This window comes from Mesorhizobium sp. PL10 (genome assembly GCF_053714315.1).
The window spans coordinates 187,296-210,741 of sequence record NZ_JBSKBR010000003.1 but is presented as its reverse complement, the minus strand read 5'-3'; the positions used below and the strand labels follow the sequence as shown (position 1 = coordinate 210,741).

Annotated in this window: 23 protein-coding genes and 1 tRNA gene; 12 read left to right on the top strand and 12 right to left on the bottom strand. The window is 63.0% G+C overall.

Annotated features, from left to right (window positions below; genetic code table 11):
- Positions 1-78: 78 nt before the first annotated feature.
- The 3 genes from ACWGTO_RS07175 to phaC form a co-directional block, all read right to left on the bottom strand.
- Positions 79-153 (bottom strand) — tRNA-Glu (locus ACWGTO_RS07175).
- Between the two features lie 305 nt (positions 154-458).
- The gene (locus ACWGTO_RS07170) at positions 459-1,607 is read right to left on the bottom strand and encodes a YcbK family protein (protein WP_454574174.1); all 1,149 of its coding nucleotides are present in this window, start codon (positions 1,605-1,607) and stop codon (positions 459-461) included.
- A 359-nt stretch (positions 1,608-1,966) separates the two neighbouring features.
- A complete protein-coding gene (phaC, locus tag ACWGTO_RS07165) occupies positions 1,967-3,802 on the bottom strand; it encodes a class I poly(R)-hydroxyalkanoic acid synthase (RefSeq protein WP_454574173.1) in 1,836 nt (611 codons plus the stop codon).
- A 43-nt stretch (positions 3,803-3,845) separates the two neighbouring features.
- On the opposite strand from phaC, the gene ACWGTO_RS07160 reads away from it, so the two are divergent.
- The 3 genes from ACWGTO_RS07160 (at position 3,846) to ACWGTO_RS07150 (ending at position 6,980) form a co-directional block, all read left to right on the top strand.
- Entirely contained in the window at positions 3,846-4,310 is a 465-nt protein-coding gene (locus ACWGTO_RS07160; RefSeq protein ID WP_454574172.1) for a hypothetical protein, read from the top strand.
- A 90-nt stretch (positions 4,311-4,400) separates the two neighbouring features.
- Positions 4,401-5,618: an LL-diaminopimelate aminotransferase gene (locus ACWGTO_RS07155; RefSeq protein WP_454574171.1), complete on the top strand. Its 1,218-nt coding sequence runs from the start codon at positions 4,401-4,403 to the stop codon at positions 5,616-5,618.
- Between the two features lie 48 nt (positions 5,619-5,666).
- Positions 5,667-6,980: a homoserine dehydrogenase gene (locus ACWGTO_RS07150; protein WP_454574170.1), complete on the top strand. Its 1,314-nt coding sequence runs from the start codon at positions 5,667-5,669 to the stop codon at positions 6,978-6,980.
- A 68-nt stretch (positions 6,981-7,048) separates the two neighbouring features.
- Here the strand turns inward: ACWGTO_RS07150 and ACWGTO_RS07145 are convergent, their stop codons facing one another.
- Positions 7,049-7,471 carry a hypothetical protein gene (locus ACWGTO_RS07145; protein WP_454574169.1) on the bottom strand — a complete coding sequence of 141 codons (423 nt, stop codon included), beginning with the start codon at positions 7,469-7,471 and terminating at the stop codon, positions 7,049-7,051.
- A 405-nt stretch (positions 7,472-7,876) separates the two neighbouring features.
- On the opposite strand from ACWGTO_RS07145, the gene glpX reads away from it, so the two are divergent.
- Together glpX and recJ are read left to right on the top strand one after the other, a co-directional pair.
- Positions 7,877-8,860 (top strand): class II fructose-bisphosphatase, encoded by a 984-nt coding sequence (gene glpX, locus ACWGTO_RS07140; protein WP_454574168.1) that lies wholly within the window; start codon positions 7,877-7,879, stop codon positions 8,858-8,860.
- Positions 8,861-8,920: 60 nt separating this feature from the next.
- Positions 8,921-10,705 carry a single-stranded-DNA-specific exonuclease RecJ gene (recJ, locus tag ACWGTO_RS07135; RefSeq protein ID WP_454574167.1) on the top strand — a complete coding sequence of 595 codons (1,785 nt, stop codon included), beginning with the start codon at positions 8,921-8,923 and terminating at the stop codon, positions 10,703-10,705.
- Between the two features lie 15 nt (positions 10,706-10,720).
- On the opposite strand, the gene ACWGTO_RS07130 is transcribed toward recJ, so the two are convergent.
- The 3 genes from ACWGTO_RS07130 to folE all read right to left on the bottom strand — a co-directional run bounded on the left by ACWGTO_RS07130 (position 10,721) and on the right by folE (position 12,904).
- Positions 10,721-11,692, bottom strand: coding sequence for a patatin family protein (locus ACWGTO_RS07130; RefSeq protein ID WP_454574166.1), 972 nt, complete (start codon positions 11,690-11,692; stop codon positions 10,721-10,723).
- 84 nt (positions 11,693-11,776) lie between these two features.
- Positions 11,777-12,235, bottom strand: coding sequence for a phosphoribosyl-AMP cyclohydrolase (gene hisI / locus ACWGTO_RS07125; RefSeq protein WP_454574165.1), 459 nt, complete (start codon positions 12,233-12,235; stop codon positions 11,777-11,779).
- A gap of 33 nt (positions 12,236-12,268) precedes the next feature.
- The gene (gene folE / locus ACWGTO_RS07120) at positions 12,269-12,904 is read right to left on the bottom strand and encodes a GTP cyclohydrolase I FolE (protein ID WP_454574164.1); all 636 of its coding nucleotides are present in this window, start codon (positions 12,902-12,904) and stop codon (positions 12,269-12,271) included.
- 240 nt (positions 12,905-13,144) lie between these two features.
- Between folE and ACWGTO_RS07115 the strand changes: the two genes are divergently transcribed.
- The gene (locus ACWGTO_RS07115) at positions 13,145-13,591 is read left to right on the top strand and encodes an iron-sulfur cluster assembly scaffold protein (RefSeq protein ID WP_454574163.1); all 447 of its coding nucleotides are present in this window, start codon (positions 13,145-13,147) and stop codon (positions 13,589-13,591) included.
- A 1-nt stretch (position 13,592) separates the two neighbouring features.
- Here the strand turns inward: ACWGTO_RS07115 and ACWGTO_RS07110 are convergent, their stop codons facing one another.
- Complete coding sequence (locus tag ACWGTO_RS07110; RefSeq protein ID WP_454574162.1) at positions 13,593-14,525, bottom strand: LysR substrate-binding domain-containing protein; 933 nt, start codon at positions 14,523-14,525, stop codon at positions 13,593-13,595.
- A gap of 93 nt (positions 14,526-14,618) precedes the next feature.
- Between ACWGTO_RS07110 and ACWGTO_RS07105 the strand changes: the two genes are divergently transcribed.
- From ACWGTO_RS07105 to blaOXA, 3 genes are all read left to right on the top strand, one after another.
- Positions 14,619-14,780, top strand: a complete 162-nt coding sequence (locus ACWGTO_RS07105; protein WP_454574161.1) for a hypothetical protein — start codon at positions 14,619-14,621, stop codon at positions 14,778-14,780.
- Positions 14,781-14,870: 90 nt separating this feature from the next.
- Entirely contained in the window at positions 14,871-15,245 is a 375-nt protein-coding gene (gene yidD / locus ACWGTO_RS07100; RefSeq protein ID WP_454574160.1) for a membrane protein insertion efficiency factor YidD, read from the top strand.
- A 123-nt stretch (positions 15,246-15,368) separates the two neighbouring features.
- Positions 15,369-16,181, top strand: coding sequence for a class D beta-lactamase (gene blaOXA / locus ACWGTO_RS07095; RefSeq protein ID WP_454574159.1), 813 nt, complete (start codon positions 15,369-15,371; stop codon positions 16,179-16,181).
- 6 nt (positions 16,182-16,187) lie between these two features.
- Here the strand turns inward: blaOXA and ACWGTO_RS07090 are convergent, their stop codons facing one another.
- On the bottom strand, positions 16,188-17,084 hold the full coding sequence (locus ACWGTO_RS07090; protein WP_454574158.1) for an SAM-dependent methyltransferase: 897 nt from the start codon (positions 17,082-17,084) through the stop codon (positions 16,188-16,190).
- Positions 17,085-17,240: 156 nt separating this feature from the next.
- On the opposite strand from ACWGTO_RS07090, the gene thrS reads away from it, so the two are divergent.
- Both thrS and ACWGTO_RS07080 read left to right on the top strand, forming a co-directional pair.
- Positions 17,241-19,214, top strand: a complete 1,974-nt coding sequence (gene thrS / locus ACWGTO_RS07085) for a threonine--tRNA ligase (RefSeq protein WP_454574157.1) — start codon at positions 17,241-17,243, stop codon at positions 19,212-19,214.
- Between the two features lie 86 nt (positions 19,215-19,300).
- Positions 19,301-20,242, top strand: coding sequence for a lysophospholipid acyltransferase family protein (locus ACWGTO_RS07080; RefSeq protein ID WP_454574156.1), 942 nt, complete (start codon positions 19,301-19,303; stop codon positions 20,240-20,242).
- A 65-nt stretch (positions 20,243-20,307) separates the two neighbouring features.
- Here the strand turns inward: ACWGTO_RS07080 and ACWGTO_RS07075 are convergent, their stop codons facing one another.
- Entirely contained in the window at positions 20,308-21,273 is a 966-nt protein-coding gene (locus ACWGTO_RS07075) for a hypothetical protein (protein WP_454574155.1), read from the bottom strand.
- Between the two features lie 166 nt (positions 21,274-21,439).
- Here ACWGTO_RS07075 and ACWGTO_RS07070 point away from each other — a divergent pair, with 166 nt between their 5' ends.
- Complete coding sequence (locus ACWGTO_RS07070; protein WP_454574154.1) at positions 21,440-22,024, top strand: nitroreductase family protein; 585 nt, start codon at positions 21,440-21,442, stop codon at positions 22,022-22,024.
- A gap of 81 nt (positions 22,025-22,105) precedes the next feature.
- Here ACWGTO_RS07070 and ACWGTO_RS07065 read toward each other — a convergent pair whose 3' ends face one another.
- Positions 22,106-22,987, bottom strand: coding sequence for an HpcH/HpaI aldolase/citrate lyase family protein (locus tag ACWGTO_RS07065; protein ID WP_454574153.1), 882 nt, complete (start codon positions 22,985-22,987; stop codon positions 22,106-22,108).
- Positions 22,987-23,439 carry a MaoC family dehydratase gene (locus ACWGTO_RS07060; protein ID WP_454574152.1) on the bottom strand — a complete coding sequence of 151 codons (453 nt, stop codon included), beginning with the start codon at positions 23,437-23,439 and terminating at the stop codon, positions 22,987-22,989. Before ACWGTO_RS07060 ends, ACWGTO_RS07065 begins: the two co-directional genes overlap by 1 nt.
- Positions 23,440-23,446 lie beyond the last annotated feature (7 nt).

Sequence of the window (23,446 nt, the reverse complement as noted above, 5' to 3'; positions counted from 1 at the left end):
CAGACGGGCATTCCCCCGCGCGGCGCCACCTTTGGTCAGGACCGAAAATCGCCTGCTGCGTCATCTTGTTGAAATTACTGGTACGCCCAAGGGGAATCGAACCCCTGTTACCGCCGTGAAAGGGCGGTGTCCTAACCGCTAGACGATGGGCGCGCTCAGACGAAGCGGCTTATAATTGCGTTGGTGCCAACCGGCAACCCATCAGCGGCCACATGCGACAACTTTTTTCAGGAGGAGTGGAAGACGGCATTCGGTGAGCCAGCGTGGCTTTCTGGTCTGGCGTAGTCGCATGCATCGAAGATTGGCCGGAACGCCCATCGCAGTCGTCATCCACGGGCGGAGCAAGGAGCGAAGCGAGGCGGCGCAGACCCGACGAAGTCGCGGAGGCTTCCGCCAATCTCGAATGGTGCTGGTTGCTACGGAAGAAACGGCGGGCTATCGGCCCGTATGAACGCGTGTTACCCCCGCCGGCGGCAGCGCCAGTTCCAGTCGCGCTCGGGGCCGACATCGACGTGGACGGATTCGGTGTGGCAGTAGGTGCCGACGCCGCCACGGCCGGGCATGGTCCTGATGTAGCTCGCCAGCTCCCACTTCGAGACGCCCGGCACCTGGATGTCAGCGGCGGCGCAATACATGTGCAGCGAATTTTTGGCGCCGTTGGCGCGGCGGTTGCGGGCGGGATCGCGGTAGCCGGAGGTGACCATCATCTTGCGGCCGTAGTGGCCCTCGATGGTCTTCAGCACGCGCACCAGCGACGGCTTCAGGCAGGCGACGTCGACGCTTTCGTTCTGCTTCAGGAGGCCGTTGGGCGCCAACCGGGCGAGGCCGGCGGCGGAGGCCACCTGATAGGCGCCGCCCGAGCCCTCGTCCTCGTTCAAATCGACGTCGCTTTCGTCATCGATGCCGGATTTGCGCTTGATCTCGAACAGTGCCGTCTGGCGCACGCCGGGCAGCGCATCGCTGCCGGTGATGTGGTTGCTGCTGTCGTCGCCGAGCGAAGCGAGCTGCACCGGCTTGTCGGCCGAACTGGCCGAAGCCAGCGTGACGATCGGTTTTGCCGGCGCTGCCTTGGGCTGCGCAGCAACCGCCGGCTGTTCGCCCGAGCGGGAACTGATCAACGGAGCGGGTGCAGCCGAGGCTGGTGCCGTGCTGAACAGCGAAGCGAGGAAACCCTTCTTCGGCGCGTCGACCTGCTGGGGTGCGGCGGCCGTCACGTAGACCTCGTTGGTCGCAGGGGCTGCGGCCGCCGGTTTCGGTGCGGTCACGCCGGCATCGGCGGCCGCAATCTTCTGCGCCACGCCGTCCGTTGCGGCCGCGGTCTGCGCCGGCTGTTGCAGCGCCTGCGGCGTCTGGCCGACGATGGATTCGGCACTGGAGGGAACGTTGACCGGGAAGCTGGTGCCGGGCTTGGCTATCGGCACATAGGCGACCTGCTCGGGCAGCGTAGCATCGCCCGCGGCCGTCATCATCATCTGCGGCCCTGCCGATGTGACCTGCGCAGTCGATGTGACCTGCACGGTCGAATCGCCTGGAGCTGCAGGGCTGGTGGCGGAAGCCGCCGCGATGTCGGAAGCAGTGGAGTTGTAGCCGGGCATGCCGACGGACATTGTCGGGTCGCCGGCGGAGGTGCAGGACGCCAGAAGCACGGAGAAAAGTGCTGCCGCTATAGTGCGACCCTCTCTCCCCGCGAGGCGCGATCCTACTGATTTCAAAACTAAATTCCCCCTCGATGTCCGGTCTGCCGGCTATTGGTGCGGCGTCGAAACGTTCACGTCCAATACCCTTGTGTTCCCAAACCGGAACGAGACTTGTGTCAATTCTGCAAGCCTCTGAATTAATCGCTCCTTGGAGGCGAATTGAGGCGTCTTGATGGTTGACGACACCATTTCGCCCCGTTTTGGCGGCCCGTCAACTCACCAGACATTACATTGCGTTACACACAGGCACCTTCAAACAGGTGCCGCCGTTACACACGCACCTTCACATAGGTGCCGGGGGCATCACCCAGGGTTTTCATATGCTTGCCCGGTTTACGGGCCGGAACGAGGGTGTCGTCCTGGGTCTCGATCCAGTGCTGCCAGTGCGTCCACCAGGAGCCGGGATGCTCCACCGCATTAGCGAACCACTGGCCAAAATCGCCCATTGGCTTGCCGCCGGTCCAGTACTGGTACTTCTTGGCCGCCGGCGGGTTGACGACACCGGCAATGTGGCCGGAGCCCGCCATCACATACTCGACGTCGCCGCCGAAATATTGCGAACCGAGGAACACCGACAGCGCCGGCGCGATGTGATCTTCCTTCGACGCAAGGTTGTAGACCGGGATGGTCACATCGGCCAGCGACACGGTACGGCCGGCGAGCTCCATCACGCCTCGTGTGAGGTTGTTCTCGAGATAGCAGTTGCGAAGATAGAAGGAATGGTTGGCGGCCGCCATGCGGGTGGAATCGGCGTTCCAGTAGAGCAGGTCGAAGGGCAGGGGATCCTTGCCTCGCATGTAGTTGTTGATGACATACGGCCAGATCAGGTCGCCCGAGCGCAGCATGTTGAAGGCGGTCGCCATCTTTGTGCCGTCGAGGTAGCCCTTCTCGTTCATCGATTTCTCGACAGCCGCAACCTGGTCCTCGTCGACGAACACTTTGAGGTCGCCGGCATGGGTGAAGTCGACCTGCGTGGTGAAGAAGGTCGCGGATTTGATGCGGGTGTCGCCTTCCTGCGCCAGGAGCGCGAGGGCTGCCGCCAAAAGCGTGCCACCGACGCAATAGCCGATGGCGTTGACGTCCTTCTCGCCGGTGGCCTTCTCGACCATGTCGAGGCCGTATTGCAGACCCTCCCTTATATAGGCCTCCCAGCCCTTGGCGCCGTGGCGCTCGTCGGGGTTGATCCAGGAAATGACGAAGACGGTGTGGCCCTGCTCGATAGCCCAGCGGATGAAGGATTTCTGCGGGTTGAGATCGAGGATGTAGTATTTGTTGATCCAGGGCGGGCAGATCAGCAGCGGGCGCTTGAGCACCGTTTCGGTCGTCGGATCGTACTGGATGATCTCGGCGACATCGCTGCGCCCGACCACCTTGCCGGGTGATGTCGCGACATTCTTGCCGATCTCGAAGGGCGAATAGTCGGCCTGCCTCAGCTTCAGGTCGCCCTTGCCGGCGGCGATGTCCTCGGCCAGCATCTTCATGCCGCGTACCAGGTTTTCGCCATTGGAGGCGACGGTTTCGCGAAACAGCTCCGGATTGGTCAGGATGAAGTTCGACGGCGAGATGGCGTTGGACACCTGCTTGACGTAGAAGCTGGCCTTGTGGCGGGTGTGCTCGTCGAGCCCTTCCGCGTGCTCGACCAGGTCGGATGCCCAGCGCGAGGTGACGAGATAGGCCTGTTTAAGGAAATCGAAGAAAGCGTTGCGGCCCCATTCAGGGTCCTGGAAGCGCTTGTCGCCGCGCTCGGGCTTGACCGCATCGTCGGTAGCCTCGGCGTTCGGACTGACCTTCTGGATGGCGTTGCCCCAGACGGTCATGTAGCCGGCGAACAGCCGAGTCTGCGCTTCCAGCGCGCGCTGCGGGTCGGCAAGCCAGTATTCCGAGAGCTTGGAAAAGGTTTTGACCATGTCGACCACGGGCTCGGCGACGTGATCGCGCACCTCACCCTTTTCGCGCGGCTCGGCCCAGGCGGAGGCCGCCTTGCCGGCCTGCTCGACCATGCGTGCCATGTTCAACGCGAAGCGTTCCGGGTCTTTCACCAGATATTGCTCGACGGTCGAAGATTGATCATCTTCCGCTTTGCTCGAATCAGGTGCTTGGGACATGGCTCGCGGGGTTCCTCCCGAGGCGTTTTCTTGACATATTATCATGGGACATCTGACCGGGTCCAATGTGCTGTACCCCGGCTGCCAGGAAAACAATATGACGATTAACACCGGCAAGACCATTTATTCGGGGGCAGGCCGCTCTTGCCGCATCGCTGTTGCGATCGCCTGTCTCGCGCCGGGCCTGATGGCAGCAGGCGGTTGCACGAGCGCCAACACCGGCAATGGGATGAATGTCGGCCTGACCCAGGGCGCCCAGGACACCGGCTCCTATCCCAATCTCAACATCCCACCGCAGGTGGCGGCAAAGCAGCTCACCCCTGAGGAGACCCAGGCCAAGCTTGCCCAGTTAAAGGGCGAACAGCAGGGGCAAGCGGCCAAGGGCGGCGGCGGTGTCCCGTCCACCAGCCCGGCGGCCCTGAACTCGCTGGCGAAGAACCATGGCAAGGACACGCTGAAGCAGATCGAAGCCAAATGCGACCCCGCCCTCGACCCTACCTGCAAATAGAGCTATATGGCGCGCCGAAAGCCGCCTTTTCCAAGGTCCGCTTAGCCAAGCCAACTCTGCCAAAGCCAATTCTAATCGTCTGGAACTGACATGGAAGAATTTCACAAGGTCCGCCGGCTTCCGCCTTACGTGTTCGAGCAGGTCAACCGGCTGAAGGCCAGTGCCCGTTCGCGCGGCGCCGACATTATCGACCTTGGCATGGGCAATCCGGACCTTCCGACGCCGAAGGCGATCGTCGACAAATTGTGCGAAGTGGTGCGCGATCCGCGCACGCATCGCTATTCCTCCTCGCGCGGCATTCCCGGTCTGCGCCGCGCCCAGGCAGCCTATTACCAGCGCCGCTTCGGGGTGAAGCTCAATCCCGATACGCAAGTGGTGGCCACGCTCGGCTCGAAGGAAGGCTTCGCCAACATGGCGCAGGCGATCACCGCGCCCGGCGACGTGATCCTGTGCCCGAACCCGACCTATCCGATCCATGCTTTCGGCTTCATCATGTCCGGCGGCGTCATCCGCTCGCTGCAGGTCGAGCCCGATGACGGCTTCATTCCGGCGCTCGAGCGCGGTGTCCGTCACTCGATCCCGAAGCCGCTGGCGCTGATCCTCAACTATCCGTCGAACCCGACGGCGCTGCTCGCATCGCTCGATTTCTACAAGGACGTCGTTGCCTTCGCCAAGAAGAACGACATCATCATCCTGTCGGATCTTGCGTATTCGGAGATCTATTTCGACGGCAATCCGCCGCCTTCGGTGCTGCAGGTGCCGGGCGCCATCGATGTCTGCGTCGAGTTCACCTCAATGTCGAAGACCTTCTCCATGCCGGGCTGGCGCATGGGCTTTGCCGTCGGCAATGAGCGGCTGATCTCGGCGCTGACCCGGGTGAAGTCTTATCTCGACTACGGCGCCTTCACGCCAATTCAGGTCGCGGCGGCTCATGCGCTGAATGGCGATGGCGCCGACATCGCCGAAGTGCGCGAGGTCTATCTGAAGCGCCGCGACGTCATGGTCGACGCCTTCAGTCGCGCCGGCTGGACCATTCCCGCACCAGCGGCCTCGATGTTTGCCTGGGCGCCGATCCCCGAGCCGTTCAAGCATCTCGGCTCGCTTGAGTTTTCCAAGCTCCTGATCGAGCACGCCGACGTGGCGGTGGCGCCGGGCATCGGCTTTGGCGAGCATGGCGACGATCATGTGCGCATCGCATTGGTCGAAAACGAGCACCGGATCCGGCAGGCGGCGCGCAACATCAAGCGGTTCCTGGCGTCCAGCGCCAAGCAGCCGAACAATGTGGTGCCGCTCGCCGCGCATCGCTAATTTCGTCGCACATCTTATTTGAGCAGAGTTTGAGGGGCGTCTCCGGACATGGCTGAAGCGTTGCGTGTTGGAATTGCGGGTCTCGGCACCGTCGGCGCGTCGGTCGTGCGCGTGCTGCGCGACAAGGCGGCCGAACTGACCCGGCAATGTGGCCGCGATGTTGTCGTCACCGCCGTTTCGGCCCGCGACCCCAAGCGCGATCGCGGCGTCGATCTCGGGGCCGCCAAATGGTTCGACGATCCGGTCAAGATGGCGCAGACCGCCGATATCGACGTTTTCGTCGAACTGATCGGCGGCGACGAAGGGGCGGCGCGCTCGTCGGTCAAGGCAGCACTTGAGGCCGGGCGCCATGTCGTCACCGCCAACAAGGCGCTGCTGGCCAAGCATGGCGTGGCGCTCGCCGAAATCGCCGAGAAGAAGGGCGTGCTGCTCAACTACGAAGCGGCGGTGGCCGGCGGCATTCCGGTCATCAAGACGATGCGCGAGGCGATGGCCGGTAATTCGGTCACCCGCGTCTTCGGCATCTTGAACGGCACCTGCAACTACATCCTGACCCGCATGGAAGCCGAGGGCATTTCCTTCGACGAGTGCCTGAAGGACGCGCAGCGGCTGGGCTATGCCGAGGCTGACCCGACCTTCGACATCGAGGGCCATGACACCGCGCACAAGCTGTCGATCCTGACCAGCCTGGCCTTCGGCACCAAAATTGCCGCCAACGACATCTACATGGAAGGCATTTCCAACATCAGCCAGGCCGACATCCGTGCCGCCGGCGACCTCGGCTACCGGATAAAACTGCTCGGCGTTGCCCAGCGCACCGACAGCGGCATCGAGCAGCGCGTGCACCCGACCATGGTACCGACCGCTTCGGTTATCGCGCAGGTGCATGGCGTGACCAATGCGGTGGCGATCGAAACCGACATTTTGGGCGAGCTTCTGCTCTCCGGCCCCGGCGCCGGCGGCAACGCCACCGCCTCGGCGGTGGTCGGCGACATCGCCGACATCGCCAAGAGCCGGCCGGGCTTCCAGCACGGTCCGGTTTTCGGCCTGCCGGCCAGGGAATTGCGCCCCTACAAGAAGGCTCAGATGCGCAGCCATGCCGGTGGCTATTTCATCCGGCTCACAGTGCATGACCGCATCGGCGTCTTTGCCGCGATCGCCAAGCGCATGGCCGACAACGACATTTCGCTGGAGTCGATCGTCCAGCACGCGGCCGGCCCGGAAACCGACGCGCAGAAGACAGTGATCCTGGTCACCCACGAGACGACGGAAGCGGCAGTGCGCAAGGCTGTCGACGGCATCACCAAGGACGGCCATCTGACCGACAAGCCGCAGGTCATCCGCATCGAGCGGGCAGGTTAGGTGCTACTGCCTCCTCTGTCCGAAACAGCCGCGAAGGGGAGGCTCAGGCGCAAGACAATGAAGTGGCGCTAGAAATATTCATAGACGATCTCCACGCCGCTCCAGCGGTCTTTTTTGAGAACCACTCGTTTCCCTGAGTTTGGCGCCGCTATTTGTAGTTTCCGGCCGATCCATCTCAAGCGGATGTTTTCGTCGCCCTGTATGGCGTAGACGGCGTCTCCCCAATTGTCTGATTCCTTCGGGGGGCTTTCTGTTTGTACATAAACAAATGTCGTAAAATCAGTTGTTGCCCCGCAGCTCCTCGTTATCAAACTTGCAGTCATTTTTCCGTCGTCAGAGACCTCATATGATGTGCGATCACTTGAACAATCAAATAACGTGAAATTTAAGTAATATACATAAACGAACAAACAGCCCAAAACCATTAATGACGCGGTGCTGATCGTCCATATATTCGCAAAACGAGAACGCTTCGGTCTACGATCGGTCATCCGTGTGGTCTCCGCAAAAATCAAGTGTCCTGTATTCCTGACAAATAAATATATCGGATGAAAGATTTGACATATGCGATTGCCACTTCTGGTCGGAGCTTACGCTTTGCGATCCAACAGGTCGCGGAGCTGTCGGGGGCCGATTTGGCCTTGCGCTGTTAAATACTTTAATCGATTGATTTTGCTGCGATTTCAAAAAAGTATCGACACCAGTCTTGCCCTTGTCATGGAGCTTTGACACAAGAAGCGCGCCCCTGGAGCATGATGCCGAAAAGTGTGAAGCGGTTTTCGGACGACATCATGCTCTATCTCTTTTGATTTGGAGCCGGATTCAGATTTCAAGTCGAACAGACCTGAAATCATCCGACTCTAGCGCAGGCGGGTTGTGAACGAGGATTTCTCCCGATGAATGTGGCCCAGAACATTGTCGCCGGTCTCGACAGGATACTCACCATGGAAGTCGTGCGTGTCACCGAACGCGCCGCGGTCGCGGCCGCCAGGCTGCGCGGGCGCGGCGATGAAAAAGCCGCCGACCAGGCCGCCGTCGACGCCATGCGCCAGGAACTCAATCGGCTGGCCATCAAGGGTACGGTGGTGATCGGCGAGGGCGAGCGCGACGAGGCGCCAATGCTCTATATCGGCGAGGAGGTCGGCAGCGGCAAAGGTCCGGCGGTCGATATCGCGCTCGATCCGCTCGAAGGCACGACGATCTGCGCCAAGAACCTGCCCAATGCGCTGGCCGTCATTGCCATCGCCGAAAAGGGCAGCCTGTTGTTCGCGCCCGATGTCTACATGGACAAGATAGCCATCGGTCCGGGCTATGCCGAAGGTGTCATCGACATCGATGCCTCGCCGGCTGAAAACATTGCCAGCCTGGCCAAGGCCAAGGGTGTCGCGGTGGCCGAGATCACCGCCTGCATCCTCGACCGGCCGCGCCATGAAAAGCTCATCGAAGCGGTGCGCGCGACGGGCGCCGCTATCCGGCTGATCGGCGACGGCGACGTCGCCGGCGTCATCCACACCACCGATCCGGAGGAGACCGGCATCGACATCTATCTCGGCATCGGCGGCGCGCCGGAAGGCGTGCTGGCGGCGGCGGCACTGCGGTGCACCGGCGGCCAGATGCAGGGCCGGCTGATCCTCGACACGCAGGAAAAGGTGGCGCGCGCGGCCAGGATGGGCATTGTCGAGCCGAAGCGGGTCTATCGCGCCGAGGACATGGCGCGCGGCGATGTGCTGTTTGCCGCGACCGGCGTCACCGACGGCAACATGCTGGCCGGCGTCCAGTTCGGCAGCAATTCCATCACCACGCACACCATAGTGCTGCGCTCGTCTTCGCGCACCGTGCGCGAGATCAAGGCGCGTCACCAGGATCTGGAAAAGTTTTGAGACTTTCCTGTTTAGCCGTCGCATATTGCCGGAAATGACAATCTGCAGACGACGCGTCCTATGACGGGCGACAAACGCCTCTTCCTTGATGTCAGGCAGTCGGCGACCGGTGTTTCCTGGGAACATCGGTTGAGCGAACGGCAGGACATGATTGCGCTTGCCATCGCGCAGGGTCACGGCGTGCCCGACATTGTCGCGCGTGTGCTGGCAGGGCGCAGCGTCACCGCCGACCAGGCCGAGCGCTTTCTCGATCCGACGATCCGCGACCTGTTGCCCGACCCGGCCTCGCTGACCGACATGGACAAGGCAGCGACCCGTATTGCCGAGGCGGTCATCGCCAAGGAGAAGGTAGCGATCTTCGGCGACTACGATGTCGACGGCGCCGCCTCGTCGGCACTGCTCAAACGCTTCCTGACGCATTTCTCGGTGCCGTCGGAGATTTACATTCCAGATCGCATTTTCGAGGGCTATGGTCCCAATCCGGAGGCCATGCGCGAATTGGTCTTACGCGGCGCGACGCTGATCGTCACCGTCGATTGCGGCACCAACAGCGCTGTCTCCATCGATGCGGCCAAGGAGGCCGGCGCCGATGTGGTGGTGCTCGACCACCATCAGGTCGGCGGTGCGCTACCGGAAGCGACCGCGGTCGTCAATCCCAACCGCGAGGATGATCTGTCGGGACAGGGCCATCTGTGCGCGGCCGGTGTCGTCTTCCTCGCTCTGGTGCAGACGGCGAGGATACTGCGCAGCCGATTGCCCGACGCAGCGCAGCCGGACCTGCTGTCGCTGCTTGATCTCGCGGCGCTGGCCACCGTTTGCGACGTGGTGCCGCTCATCGGCGTCAACCGCGCCTTCGTGGTCAAAGGACTGCAGATGGCGCGGCAGCAGAAGAATGAGGGGCTGGCCGCGCTGGCGCGGGTGTCGCGCATCGGCGAGCCGATCAGCACCTTTCATCTGGCCTATCTGATCGGCCCGCGCATCAATGCCGGCGGGCGCATCGGCGATGCCGCACTCGGCAGCCGGCTGCTTGCCACCGACGATCCGGTCGAGGCAGGCACGATTGCCGAGACGCTCGACCGGCTCAACCAGGAACGCCAGCAGATGGAGCTGGAGATGCTGGCCGCGGCGCGCGCCGAAGCCGATGCCGAGCTTGCCGGCGGCAGTGGCCCGGCCGTCATCGTCACGGCCAGTACCCACTGGCATCCCGGCATTGTCGGCCTGATCGCCTCGCGGCTGAAGGACCACGCGCGCCGTCCCGCCTTCGCCATCGCCTTCAACGCCAATGGCATCGGCACCGGTTCGGGCCGTTCGGTGTCGGGCTTCGATCTCGGACGGCTGGTGCGTGACGCCGCCGGCGCCGGGCTGATCGTCAAGGGCGGCGGCCACGGCATGGCCGCCGGCATCACGGTGGAACGCGCGAAACTGGGTGAACTGCGGGCCTTCTTCGAGGAGCGCGCAGCGACCGAAGTGTTCCGGCTGCAGGACGAGGAAAGCCTGGCCATAGACGGCGCGCTCGCCGCCGAAGGGGCGACGCTTGCGCTGTTGGATGCGCTGGAAAAGGCCGGGCCGTTCGGCGCCGGCCATGTCGCGCCGGTGTTCGCGCTGCCGCGCCACCGGCTGGCCGACGCGCGCGCCGTCGGCACCAACCACATTCGCGCCGACCTGCAGTCGGAAAGCGGCGGCCGCATCCAGGCGATCGCCTTTCGCGCCGTCGATACCGCGCTCGGCGAGTTCCTGTTCAAGAACCGGGGCAAGACCGTGCATGTCGCCGGTTCGCTGTCGGGCAATTACTGGAACGGCAACCGCACGGTGCAGTTCCGCATCATCGACGCGGCAAGGGCCTGAGATTGCCGAAGTGGTTCAAGCCAGAACCGTCTGCAGCCGCCTCAACTCGCTGATCTGCGCCATCGTCGCTTGGTAGCCGAGGCTGATGGCCTCGTCGGCGCGGTGGAATTCGGTCAGGCCGATATGGCTGAGTTTCGGCTGCAGCGACATATCAGGCGGATCGCCGGCAAGCCTTGCGCGCGAAATCCGGTCCTGGATGATGTTGAAGGCTTCGACCATGACGCCGGTGATGCCGAGGCGCGTCTGGTGGGCCTGGTGGTCGGGGTCGGCCTGGCCTGGCCGGGGCGCATCCTTCTCGATCAGCAGTTCGCCGGCGCTGTGCTTGATGACGGCGGCGCGGCCGAACAGATCGTAGTGGAGGTTGACCGCGACGACCAACGGCTGCTCGTAGGCGCGGCAGACCGAAACCGGAACCGGGTTGACCAGCGCGCCGTCGACCAGCACGCGGCCGTTGCAATTCACCGGCTCGAACACGCCGGGCAGCGCATAGGAGGCGCGCATGGCGGTGATCAGCGAGCCGCTCGACAACCAGATCTCATGGCCGGTGCGGATTTCGGCGCCAACGGCGACGAAGGGTTTCGTCAGATCTTCGAAGCGGATGCCGGCCATGTGCTCGCGCAAGCGTGCGTCGAGTTTCATGCCGCCGAACAGTCCGCTGCCGCGCAGATTGAGATCGAGCAGGCCGAAGATGCGTCGCTTGGTCAGGCTGCGGGCGAATTCCTCGAGCTCATCCAGCTTGCCGGAGAGATAGCAGCCGCCAACCAGCGCGCCGATCGAGGTGCCGGCGATCATCGATATCTCGATGCCGGCCTCGTCGAGCGCGCGCAGCACGCCGATATGCGCCCAGCCGCGTGCGCAGCCGCCGCCCAGCGCGAGCGAAATGCCTGTCTTGCCCGCAGGTAGCGGGTCAGGCACGCCGCCGGACGATGAGGGGCCATTGGCCTCCCGCATATCCGGCCTGTTACGCAATGACGCCCACTCGAGCATCATGATCTCCCTTGTCCCGCGTCCGTTCTACACGAAGGACGTTTGAGAATAGTGAATATGAGTGGTTTGCGACTGTTGAATGGTTCACGCAGGCTTCCGATACGTTTTTTCCGCATCGAACAGCGGCGTGCTGCCGTCGTCGGCAAGCATTGCCTTGCCGTCGTTGAACCCCACCGTCCGATAAAAGCATGAACGCCGGCCGGTGTGACAGGTTGCGTCGTGGCCCAACACTTTCACCCGAAGCCATATGGCGTCCTGGTCGCAGTCGATCCGCGTCTCGACGACGCGCTGAAAATTGCCGGAGGTTTCACCCTTCTTCCACAGCGCGTTGCGCGAGCGCGACCAGTAATGGGCGATGCCGGTCTCCAGCGTCAGCGCCAGCGCCTCGGCATTCATATGCGCGACCATCAACAGCATGCCGTCTTCAGCATCGGTGACGACGACGGTGACGAGGCCAGCGGCATCGAAGCGCGGCGACAACACCGCGCCTTCTTCGAGAGCCTTCTTGTCCGATGGAGCCTTGGGGAACTGCAATGCCGACATCGCCGGTCCTTATCTAGCGATGCCGCGGGGCAATCAAACCCCGAGGCCGCGCACCATAGTGACGAAACGGACCTGTTCCTCGGGCGTGTCCTTGAACACGCCGGTGAAGGTCGAGGTCAGCGTGGTGGAGCCCTGCTTGCGGATGCCGCGCATGGCCATGCACATATGCTCGGCCTCGATCATGACGGCAACGCCGCGCGGGTTGAGCACGTCCTGGATGACGCCGGCGATCTGCGCCGTCATGGCCTCCTGGGTCTGCAGGCGATGGGCAAAGATGTCGACGACGCGGGCAATCTTGGACAGGCCGACGACCTTGCCGTCCGGCAGATAGCCGACATGGGCCTTGCCGATGATCGGCACCATGTGGTGCTCGCAATGCGAGTGAAACTGGATGTCCCTGACGATGACGAGATCGTCATAGCCGGCGACTTCCTCGAAGGTGCGGCCAAGTTCTTCCGCCGGGCACATGTCGTAGCCGTTGAACATTTCGAGGAATGCCTTGGTGACACGCTTGGGCGTATCGATCAGGCCCTCGCGGTTCGGATTGTCGCCGGTCCAGCGCAACAGCGTGCGCACGGCGGCCTCGACCTCGGCTTCGCTCGGCCTGTCGGTGACCGGCTTGTCCAGATAGTCGGAAGGGGGCATGATTTTCTTGATGACGGCATCCATAAAGGCGTCTCCCGTAGTTCCTCTCTCAGGAGGAACGAGTTGAACGGACCACGACCTTTCGGGTGTTGAAAACTCGCCCGGTTTCCAGCCCGCAAGCGGCGTGAACGAATGGGCAAGGACGGCGGCTTTGCGTTGCCTTGTCGATACCCGACTGCCAGCATTATATATGGTCATGCGGAGCGAATGAAAGACGCCACAGCGGCAATCGCTGTTCGCTTGGCGGCGACGGATTGGAAAAATATGATTGACGATGTCTACAATGCGAAAATTCTGGGTTTTGCCGGAAACATCGCACGCATCGGCCGGCTCGATCATCCCGACGCGACGGCACGCGCCCATTCCAAATTGTGCGGCTCGACGGTCACCGTCGATCTCAAGATGGACGATGGCGTCGTTACCGATTTCGCCCATGACGTGAAGGCCTGCGCGCTCGGCCAGGCCTCGTCATCGATCATGGCTCAGCATGTCATCGGCGCCAGCGCCGAAGAATTGCGGGCGGTGCGCGACACTATGCTGAAGATGCTCAAGGAAAACGGCGCGCCGCCTGACGGGCGCTTTGGCGACCTTAGATATCTGGAGCCGGTGCGCGACTACAAGGCGCGGCATGCTTCCACCATGCTGACCTTCGACGCGGTCGTCGATGCCATCGGCCAGATCGAGAAAAAACGCGCCGAAGAAGCAGCCTGACCTATATAACCATGCCCTGCGGCGTGGCTTCTGGCGGTCGTCTGCTTTGGGCAAATTCGCCACGGATCCAGTCGGCAAAGGCTTTGGCCGGCTCCGGCAGTTTCTTCAAACTTTTGGCAACCAGAAAATAGGCCCCGGAGGCGACGTCAATGTCGAAGGGCTTGACCAGCGCGCCCGACGCGATCTCCTCGCCGACCTGCAGGAGGTCGCCGAGCGCCACGCCATGGCCGAGCAGGGCTGCCTGCTTCGACAGCGACACATCCGCCAGCATCGGGCCGCGCGCCGGAATGGCGTCGGCGGCCACGCCGGCGGCTTCGAACCAGCGCGCCCAGCCTTGACGGTTTTCCTCGTGCAACAGCGTGTAGCGGGCGAGGTCGAGCGGCGTTTCAAGCGCCGGGCCCGACGCCAGCAAGGCCGGAGACAGGACCGGTGAATCCACCGTCGAGGCGAGCCATTCGGCCTCACTGCGCGGCCATGAGGTGGCACGCGCGCTGAAGCGCAGGGCAAGTTCGGGCTGATCGCTGCGGAACTCGATCGGCCTTGGGTCGACTTCGAGGGAGACGTCGATATCGGGCCGCAACTGGCTGAAGCGGTTGAGCCGCGGCAACAGCCATACCGAGGCCAGCGATGGCTCGACGCTGACGCGAACCACAGACTGCGCCGGGGCCGCCACCAGGTCCGAAAGCAGCCTGTCGATATCGTCGAAACTTCTGACCAGCTTATCGAGCAGACGCTGGCCCGCCTCGGTCAGCTCGACGCGGCGGTGATGGCGGTGGAACAAGGGCCGGCGCAGGAACTGCTCGAGCTCGCGGATCTGCCGGCTGATGGCGGCCTGCGAGACGAACAGCTCGTCGGCAGCCCGGCTGAAGCTCAATTGCCGGCCGGCTGCCTCGAAACTTCGCAACGCTGTCAGAGGCAGCCGCCCGCGCTTCATTCGCATAACCCAAAGTTATCCGAAGCGGAAATTATACTCGTTTGAAGGCGAAGACCAGCGGGCGTCTAATTCGCTCTCAAAGGAGACACGGACATGATCCAGTTTCTGGAAATCTTTGGCGATGTGATGCGGATCGTGACGTTTCAATGGCATGGCGACAGACGGCAGGACCGGTGCCGTGAGCAGCGGCCGGCGAGCGTCAGTCGCTGGGCGACGCCGGCCGAGCGGCACCCGTTTCGCCGCTCGCGACCATGAGGCCGACAAAGAGGCGAGTGCGTGAATGGGATTGCGTTTGCCAGCCGAAGCTCACATCTATCGGCTTGGAAACGCGAAACGGAGCAAGTGGTGGGCGAGGAGCATAGGCATGCGCATGTCGCTGGGCCGGTCCGGCGCGGGCGCAACTGGCCCGGGCCCTGGCGCAGAACACCCGGCCGCATTCTCGGCACATCGCTGGTACGGCTCTATCAATTGACGCTGTCGGGCTTTGTCGGCAATTCCTGCCGGCATCTGCCGACCTGTTCCGAATACGCGCATGAGGCAATCGCCCGCCACGGCCTTTGGGTCGGCAGTTGGATGGGCCTTTTCCGCGTGCTGCGCTGCGGGCCATTCGGGACGCACGGTATCGACCGCGTGCCGGAGGTGCTCGCCCCACGCTATGTCTGGTTCATGCCGTGGCGTTACTGGCAGATCGGCAGGAAGCGCGGCGAAGCGGATGCCTGACGGCAGACGCGTTTACGATCCGGTAGGGTTAACAACGGCCTGCACAAAGACTGCGCATTTGAGTCAAAATCGAGCCAAGACACTTCGCTAAGCGCCTCATGGTCATTCCCCAGGAGAGCTCGTATGCGCCGTATCGAAACCCATCCCTTCATCATTGCCGCGGTCCTGTTCCTGCTGGCCTGGTTCTTGGGGTTTCCGATGCGGGCGCAATCGGCGCCGCTCGGCGATGTTCAATGCACGCTGATCCAGGACGCGACGAGCGGCGCGACGCTTTACCAGAACGGCGTCTGCGACCAGCGCGTCAGCCCGGCGTCGACCTTCAAGGTGCCGCTGGCGCTGATCGGTTACGACAGCGGCATCCTGAGCGACGCGCATACGCCGAGCTGGGACTACAAGGCCGAGTTCAAGGCCGTGAAGCGCGACCACAAAACCGTCGACCCGACGATCTGGGAGCGCGACTCGATCGTGTGGTATTCGCGCGAGATCGTGCGCAGGCTCGGAGCTGAGAAATTCGCCGGTTATGTCTCGAAATTCGGCTACGGCAATTCGGATGTCTCGGGCGATGCCGGCAAGGACAACGGGCTCACCCAATCCTGGGTAAATTCCTCGCTCGAGATATCGCCGGTCGAACAGACAGCTTTCCTGCGCCAGTTGCTTTCCGACAAAATGCCGGTTTCTGCCAAGGCGCATGAGATGACCCGCGCCATCCTGCCGAGTTTCCAGGCCGGCGACTGGACCGTCCAGGGCAAGACAGGCAGCACCAGGCTCGGCAAGGACGGCAAGCGCTCGCTCGGCTGGTTTGTGGGTTGGGCGCAAAAGGACGGCCGCCGGATCGTCTTTGCCCGGCTTGTGGTCGATACCAAACCGATCGACACGCCAAAAGGCCCTGCAACGCGCGCAGCCTTCCTGAAGGACCTGCCGCAGTTGGTGAGGTGAGCGATTTCAGCTATTTCGACGGGCACGCATGATGTGACCGCTGGAATTCCTCGTGTCTGTCTTCGGCGCCCTGGAAAACCGGGCGAAAATATCGCTGCTTTCCAAATCCTCGATCTCATCGAAACCAAGCTCGCGAAGAGATTTGGCCAGTGCGCTGGGGACGAAGAAGCTGATCCACGGCTCGCCGACAGCGGCGACGCGCGCCGCATGGAAGGACAGGGCTGCCTGTCCCGCCGCATCGCGGTTCTCTGCCGGCTCGCTGTAGTCGAAGACGACCTCCGATCCGGGAATGCCGGCAATCCAGGACAGCGTGCCGAAGATCGCTTCCTGCGTCAGGTAAGGCACGACGCCCAGCCAGATGAAGCAACAGGGCTCGGTCGGCTTCAGGCCGGCCAATGCCAGTTCGTCGGCCAGGCGCTGGCGCTCGAAATTGACCGGCACGAATGTGGTGGCCGGCGGCTCGGCAAGGCCGGCCTCGGCGAAGCATTTGCGTTTCCAGGCCTGCGTCGCCGGATGATCGACTTCGTACACAGCGAGGTCGGGGTAGGGATTGCGCAGCGCAAATGTGTCGAGACCGGCGCCAAGCACCACCAGTTGACTGATACCGCGGCGCACCGCCGCCGCCAGCCAGTCTTCGGCAAGGCGGGCACGTGCGGCCACGAACAGGCGCATGCGCCGGCCGTGGTCGTCTTCCTGCTCAAGTTCCTGCGCTGCAGGCGCCGCTTCCCCCAGAATCGCGATCGCGTAGGGATCGCGAAACAGTCCTGCCTGCGGTGAGATCTGGTTAAGAGCCCTCAGGCGCGCGACGCGCAGGGCGGTTCGGCTGGGAAATGCGTCTTCCATTTCTATGATTTCAACCTGTGCCGGGAAAATTCGCAAGCCTTCGCGACCGGACTGCGACATCAGTGGCGACATTTCCTGACGGCTGCGCCAACGACGGCTCTTTACCTCTTACCGTGCTGCCTCTAAAACCCGCCCGCTGTTGTCGTCAGTCCAATTGGCGCCTCCGGCTCATTTTACCACCCGCGCTCGTTTGCGGGACTGGATAGGAGATACCTGATGCTGAATTCCGTTTCCCTGACATTTCCCGATGGCTCCGCCCGCGACTACGACGCGGCGATGACCGGTGCTGCTCTTGCCGAATCGATCTCGAAGTCCCTGGCCAAGAAAGCCGTGGCCTACGCTATCGACGGCACCGTGCGCGACCTTTCCGATCCGCTCGGCAAGTCCGGCAAGGTCGAGATCATCACCCGCACCGATCCGCGCGCGCTGGAACTCATCCGCCATGATGCGGCGCATGTGCTGGCGGAAGCCGTGCAGGAACTGTGGCCGGGAACGCAGGTGACCATCGGGCCGGTGATCGAGAACGGATTCTACTACGACTTCGCCCGCAACGAGCCGTTCACGCCGGACGATTTCCCGGTGATTGAAAAGAAAATGCGCGAGATCATCGCGCGCAACAAGCCGTTCACCAAGGAAGTCTGGTCGCGCGACAAGGCGAAAAAGGTCTTTGCCGACAAGGGCGAGCGCTACAAGCTGGAGCTGATCGACGCCATTCCCGAGGACCAGGATCTCAAGATCTACGCCCAGGGCGACTGGTTCGACCTCTGCCGCGGTCCGCACATGGCCTCGACCGGGCAGATCGGCAACGCCTTCAAACTGATGAAGGTGGCCGGCGCCTATTGGCGCGGCGATTCGAACAACCCGATGCTGACCCGCATCTATGGTACGGCCTGGGCCGAGCAGGCTGAGCTCGACGCCTACCAGACGATGCTGGAAGAGGCCGAGAAGCGCGACCACAGGAAACTCGGCCGCGAGATGGACCTGTTCCATTTCCAGGAAGAGGGACCGGGCGTCGTCTTCTGGCACGCCAAGGGCTGGAAGATGTTCCAGAACCTGGTCAACTACATGCGCCGCCGCCTCGACGAGCAAGGCTACCAGGAGGTCAACGCTCCACAGGTTCTGGACAAGAGTCTGTGGGAGACGTCGGGCCATTGGGGCTGGTATCGCGACGCCATGTTCAAGGTGACGGTGGCCGGCGACGATACCGACGACGATCGCGTGTTCGCGCTCAAGCCAATGAACTGTCCGGGCCATGTGCAGATATTCAAGCATGGGTTGAAATCCTATCGCGATCTGCCCGTAAAGCTTGCGGAATTCGGCAATGTGCATCGCTACGAACCGTCCGGCGCGCTGCACGGGCTGATGCGCGTGCGCGGTTTCACGCAGGACGATGCGCATATCTTCTGCACCGAGGAGCAGCTGGCCTCGGAATGCCTGCGCATCAACGAGCTGATCCTGTCGACCTATGCCGATTTCGGCTTCGACCACGTCAGCGTCAAACTGTCGACGCGGCCGGACAAGCGCGTCGGCACCGACGAGGCCTGGGATCATGCCGAGGCGATCATGAGCGGCGTGCTGGACACGATCAGGACACGGTCGGGCAACCGCATCCAGACCTCGATCAATCCGGGCGAGGGCGCTTTCTACGGGCCGAAATTCGAATATGTCCTAAAGGATGCCATCGGCCGCGAATGGCAGTGCGGCACCACGCAGGTCGACTTCAACCTGCCGGAGCGCTTTGGCGCTTTCTACATCGGCTCGGATTCGGAAAAGAAGCAGCCGGTGATGGTGCACCGCGCCATCTGCGGCTCGATGGAGCGCTTCCTCGGCATCCTGACCGAGCACTATTCCGGCCATTTCCCGCTGTGGTTCGCGCCGCTGCAGGTGGTGGTGGCGACGATCACCTCGGACGCCGACGACTACGCGACGAAGGTCGTGGCGCAGCTGAAGGCGGCGGGGCTTATCGCCGAAGCCGATCTGCGCAACGAGAAGATCAACTACAAGGTCCGCGAGCATTCGCTGGCCAAGGTTCCGGTCATCCTCGTCTGCGGCAAGCGCGAGGCGGAAGAAGAGACGGTCAACATCCGCCGGCTCGGCTCCCGCGACCAGCAATCGCTCACGCTGGCCGATGCGCTCAAGCAGCTTGCCGATGAGGCGGTGTCCCCCGACCGCAAGCGCCGCGCGGCCTGAGCGTCGATATCTCGCACGATATGGCGGTGGAGCGATCCACCGCCATTTTCACATGCCTGTCACGCCAAACCTGTAACGAGCCATCCATGCTCAAGCTGAAGATGCGGGAAAGACCGTTTCCCGAGCTCTCCTATGCCAATGCGAGCCAGCCGGCGCTGACGCGCTGGTTCATCCACTCCATCGAAGGCATGTCCGGCCGCGACCGGTATGCTGCGCTTTATGATTTCTGGCGCCGCCAGGTGGTGCCGAGCGGCGAGCGCGTGTTCAGCCGCATGCTGGAACTGATCGACGTCAAGGTGCGCAGCACCGATCAGTGGCCGCCGGCGAAGCTGCCTGATACGCCGCTGGTGATCGTCGCCAACCATCCGTTCGGCATCGGCGACGGCATTGCCGTCTTGTCGCTGGCCGAGCAGCTCGGGCGTCCGTTCCGCGTCATGATCCACAAGGATCTGCTCAGGATCCGCGAGATGGAACCGTATTCGCTGCCGATCGACTTTTCGGAAACCAAGGATGCGCTGAAGAACAACATGGCTGTGCGGCACGAGGCCGTGCGCCTGTTGAAGGAAGGGGTCACCATCGTGATCTTTCCCGCCGGTGGTGTCGCCACGGCGCCCAAGGTTTTCGGCCGCGCCATCGACCTTCCGTGGAAGATGTTTCCGGCCAAGCTCGTCCAAGAGGCCAAGGCCTCGGTTATCCCAATGCATTTTTCCGGCCAGAACGGCCGCCTGTTCCATCTCGTCAGCGGCCCGATGAACATGGCCGAGCGTGACAACCGCGTGGCCAAGCTGATCGGCAAGGCATCGTTGACGCTGCGGCTTTCCCTGCTTGTCCGCGAGTTCGCGCGGCTGTCGGGCAAGGCCATCGAGGTGCGTGTCGGCGATGTGCTGCGTTGGGACGAGCTTGCCCCGTTGCGAGACCGCAAGGCGCTGCTCGACCACCTGTACCGATCGGTGTTCGACCTCTCGACGCCGGGAGCCCAGCGCGGACGAGTGCCCTTCCTGCCAAAACGGATACGCAAGGCGGCCTGAGGCAGCGCGGTTGCCGGCGATATTGAACCGAAACCCGCCGTTTGACCGCGCCACCTTTGCGCCGGTCAGTCGGCGCCTTCCTCGGGATCGATGGCCGAGGCCTCTGTGGCCAGGACCTCGATCTCCTGGTTCTGTCCGGCGACGACGGTGAAATCCTTCTGATAGATGCGGTCGCGGTTCTTGGCGATGATGGTGTACTGACCTTCGGCCAGCACCATCGAGGCGAAGGCGCCGACGGCCTCTTTGATCGGGTCGCCGGATTCGTTGAGCAGCGACCAGGATGTATCGGCGATGGCCTCGCCGCCGGTTTCGCGCACCAGCTTCATGGTCATCTCCGCAGCACGGTGCTCGACCGTGGCTTCGGTCAGTTTTCCGGCCTCGACGCGGATGTCGGAGCGGATGACGGCATTCACCGCGCCATAGGTGGAGACGACATGGTAGACGCCGGCGTTGAGCCGCACGACGCTGTTCGGCGCGACATCGGGGATGATCAAGGCGCGGTCGCCATTGGCCTCGGCAGTGCCCTCATAGATGGAAAAACGCAGCTTTTTCGACGGAATGCGCACGCCGCCCGACAGCACCGCATCTAGTTTCAGGCCCCCGGCATCGAGCACCAGGCTCTCGCGCTTGGCGTCCTTGCCGACGGTGATGCGCTTGGTGGCGCCGGCGCGCCCGTAGGACGCATGGACGAGATAGCTGCCGGGTTGGAGCTGGAATACGGCGGTGCCGCCATGCGCCGAAGCGACCATCGGCAGCTTGCCGTCGCTGGAGGCTTCGGGCTTGAAGACGCGCCAGACGATGCCGCGCGTGATGTCGGCGCCCTTGTCGGTGAGCTGGGCCGAGAGCGTGATGGCGCCCCCGCCACCGAGCGCCAGCGACGTATCGTTCTTGGGCGTGGCATAACTCGAAATGTCGGGGAGTTTGAGATTGGAGATGCCGTCGGCATTCTGCGCCATGGCCATTGAAGCCGGCACCATCAACAGCGCAGCAGCGAGCCAAATCAGGAAAAGGCGCAATGTCCCCTCAAACATGCCTTGCGTTGAAGCCCAAGGCGGTGGCAATTTCAAGGCTTAAGAGTCCGATCCGCCTTGGCACCTGGCTCTTTCGTTCGGCGCGTCCGCGCCGATGCCAGAGCCGCCCCGATCCGCAACGGCGCGCTTCAGCTCAAAATCGAGTGCTTTAGGAGACTAGGCCCCCATGGTGTCGCCGATCATCGACTTCCTGCTGACCCGAAACTCAGCACCGATTCCTGAATTGAAGGAACCGGCGCCAAGCGATGCCGATATCGCGACGATGATCGCCGCCGCGACGCGGGTGCCCGACCATGGCCGGCTGGAGCCCTGGCGCTTCATCCTTTATCGCGGCGAGGCGCGCGTCGAGATCGGCAGGAAGCTGGCCGCCCTTGCCGAGCAGCGCGAGGGGCCGCTGCCGGAAAATCGCCGCAACCAGGAACTGGCGCGGTTTTCGCGCGCGCCGCTGGTGATCGGGGTGGTCTCCAGCCCGAAAGAAAACCCGAAGATCCCGAAGTGGGAGATGTTCCTGTCAGGCGGCATGGCGGCGATGAACCTGATGATTGCGGCCAATGCGCTGGGCTATGGCACCAACATGATAAGCAACTGGTATTCCGACGTGCCGGAGGCCAAGGGGATGCTGGGCCTGGCGCCGCAGGAACGCGTCGTCGGTTTCATCCATATCGGTTCCTACCAGGGGCCGGCGCCGGAACGGCCGCGGCCCGATCCGGCAAAGCTCTATGCCGACTATGCGGGACCGTGGAACGGCTGAATGGCCTGCGGGCGCGTGCCGTCGTGAGCCGGCGGATCCGCGCCGATGAGCGACCGTTGAGCGGCGTCACACTCAACGGGATTAGGCAGAAACGCCCGCAGCGCCGGCCCGGGCCAGGAGCCGTTCGGCCAGCCGAAGATGTGGCCGGTCATACATCTTGCCGTCAATGCCGACCACGCCGGGATTTCCGGCCGCTTTGAACGCTGCGACGATGGCCTGCGAGCGTTCCACCGCCTCGGCCGAGGGCGTGAAGGCGGCGTTGATGACCGGCACCTGCGCCGGGTGGATCGCCATCTTGCCGGTGAAACCGTCGCGCTCGGCCTCGATGCATTCCGCCTCGAAGGCAGCCACGTCACGAAAGGCGGGGAAGACCGTGTCGATCGCCGCGACTTCGGCCGCGCCGGCGGCGAGGATGGTCATGGTGCGGGCGAAGCGGAAGACATCGGTGTAGCGGCCGTTGTCGTCGCGCGCCGCGCGCGCGCCGATCGCCGCCGACAGATCCTCCGCGCCCCAGGTGAGGCCGGCAAGCCGGGCGCTTGCCCCGGCATAGGTCGCGGCGGCAAGTACGCCGGCAGCCGTTTCAGTGATGATCGGCAGGATTCTTATGCCGCCATCTGGCAATCCGTTTTCGGCTTCGTGCACGCGGAGCTTTGCGGAGAGCTGCTGCACGTCCTGGCCGCTGTTCGACTTCGGCAACATGATGCCGTCGGGTTTGACTGCCACCAGCGCCGCCAGATCATCGTCGGTCAATCCGGTCGAGAGATCGTTGACGCGGACATAAATGGCGGCGCTTGTCTGCTGTCTGTTGCCGGCAATGAAGCGTGCGGCGATCTCGCGCGCCGTCGCCTTGTGTTGTGGCGCAACGGAATCCTCAAGATCGACGATGACCACGTCGGCGCCGGCGCCAAAGCCTTTCTCCAGCTTCTTTTCGGAATCGCCGGGCACAAACAGCAGCGAGCGCATCAGGCCGCCTTTTTCATCATCATCGCCTGGCGCGTGCATTTGGCGACGAGCACGTCGTTCTGATTGTAGGCGCGATGCTCGAACTCGACGATGCCGCGATCCGGCTTCGATTTCGAGTCCCTGACCGAGAGTACCGTCGTCTCGACACGGACGGTGTCGCCGTGGAAGACCGGGTGCGGGAACACCGTTTCCTTCATGCCGAGATTGGCGACCGTAGTGCCGACGGTGATGTCATTGACGGAGATGCCGATCATCAGGCCCAGCGTGAACAGTGAATTGACCAGCGGCTTGCCCCATTCGCTTTTGGCGGCGAAATCGAAGTCGATATGCAGCGGCTGCGGGTTCAGCGTCATCACCGAAAACAGCATGTTGTCGCTTTCGGTGACAGTCTTGCGCAGCGTGTGCCTGAAGACATGGCCGACGACGAACTCTTCGAGATAAAGCCCGGCCATTATCGTC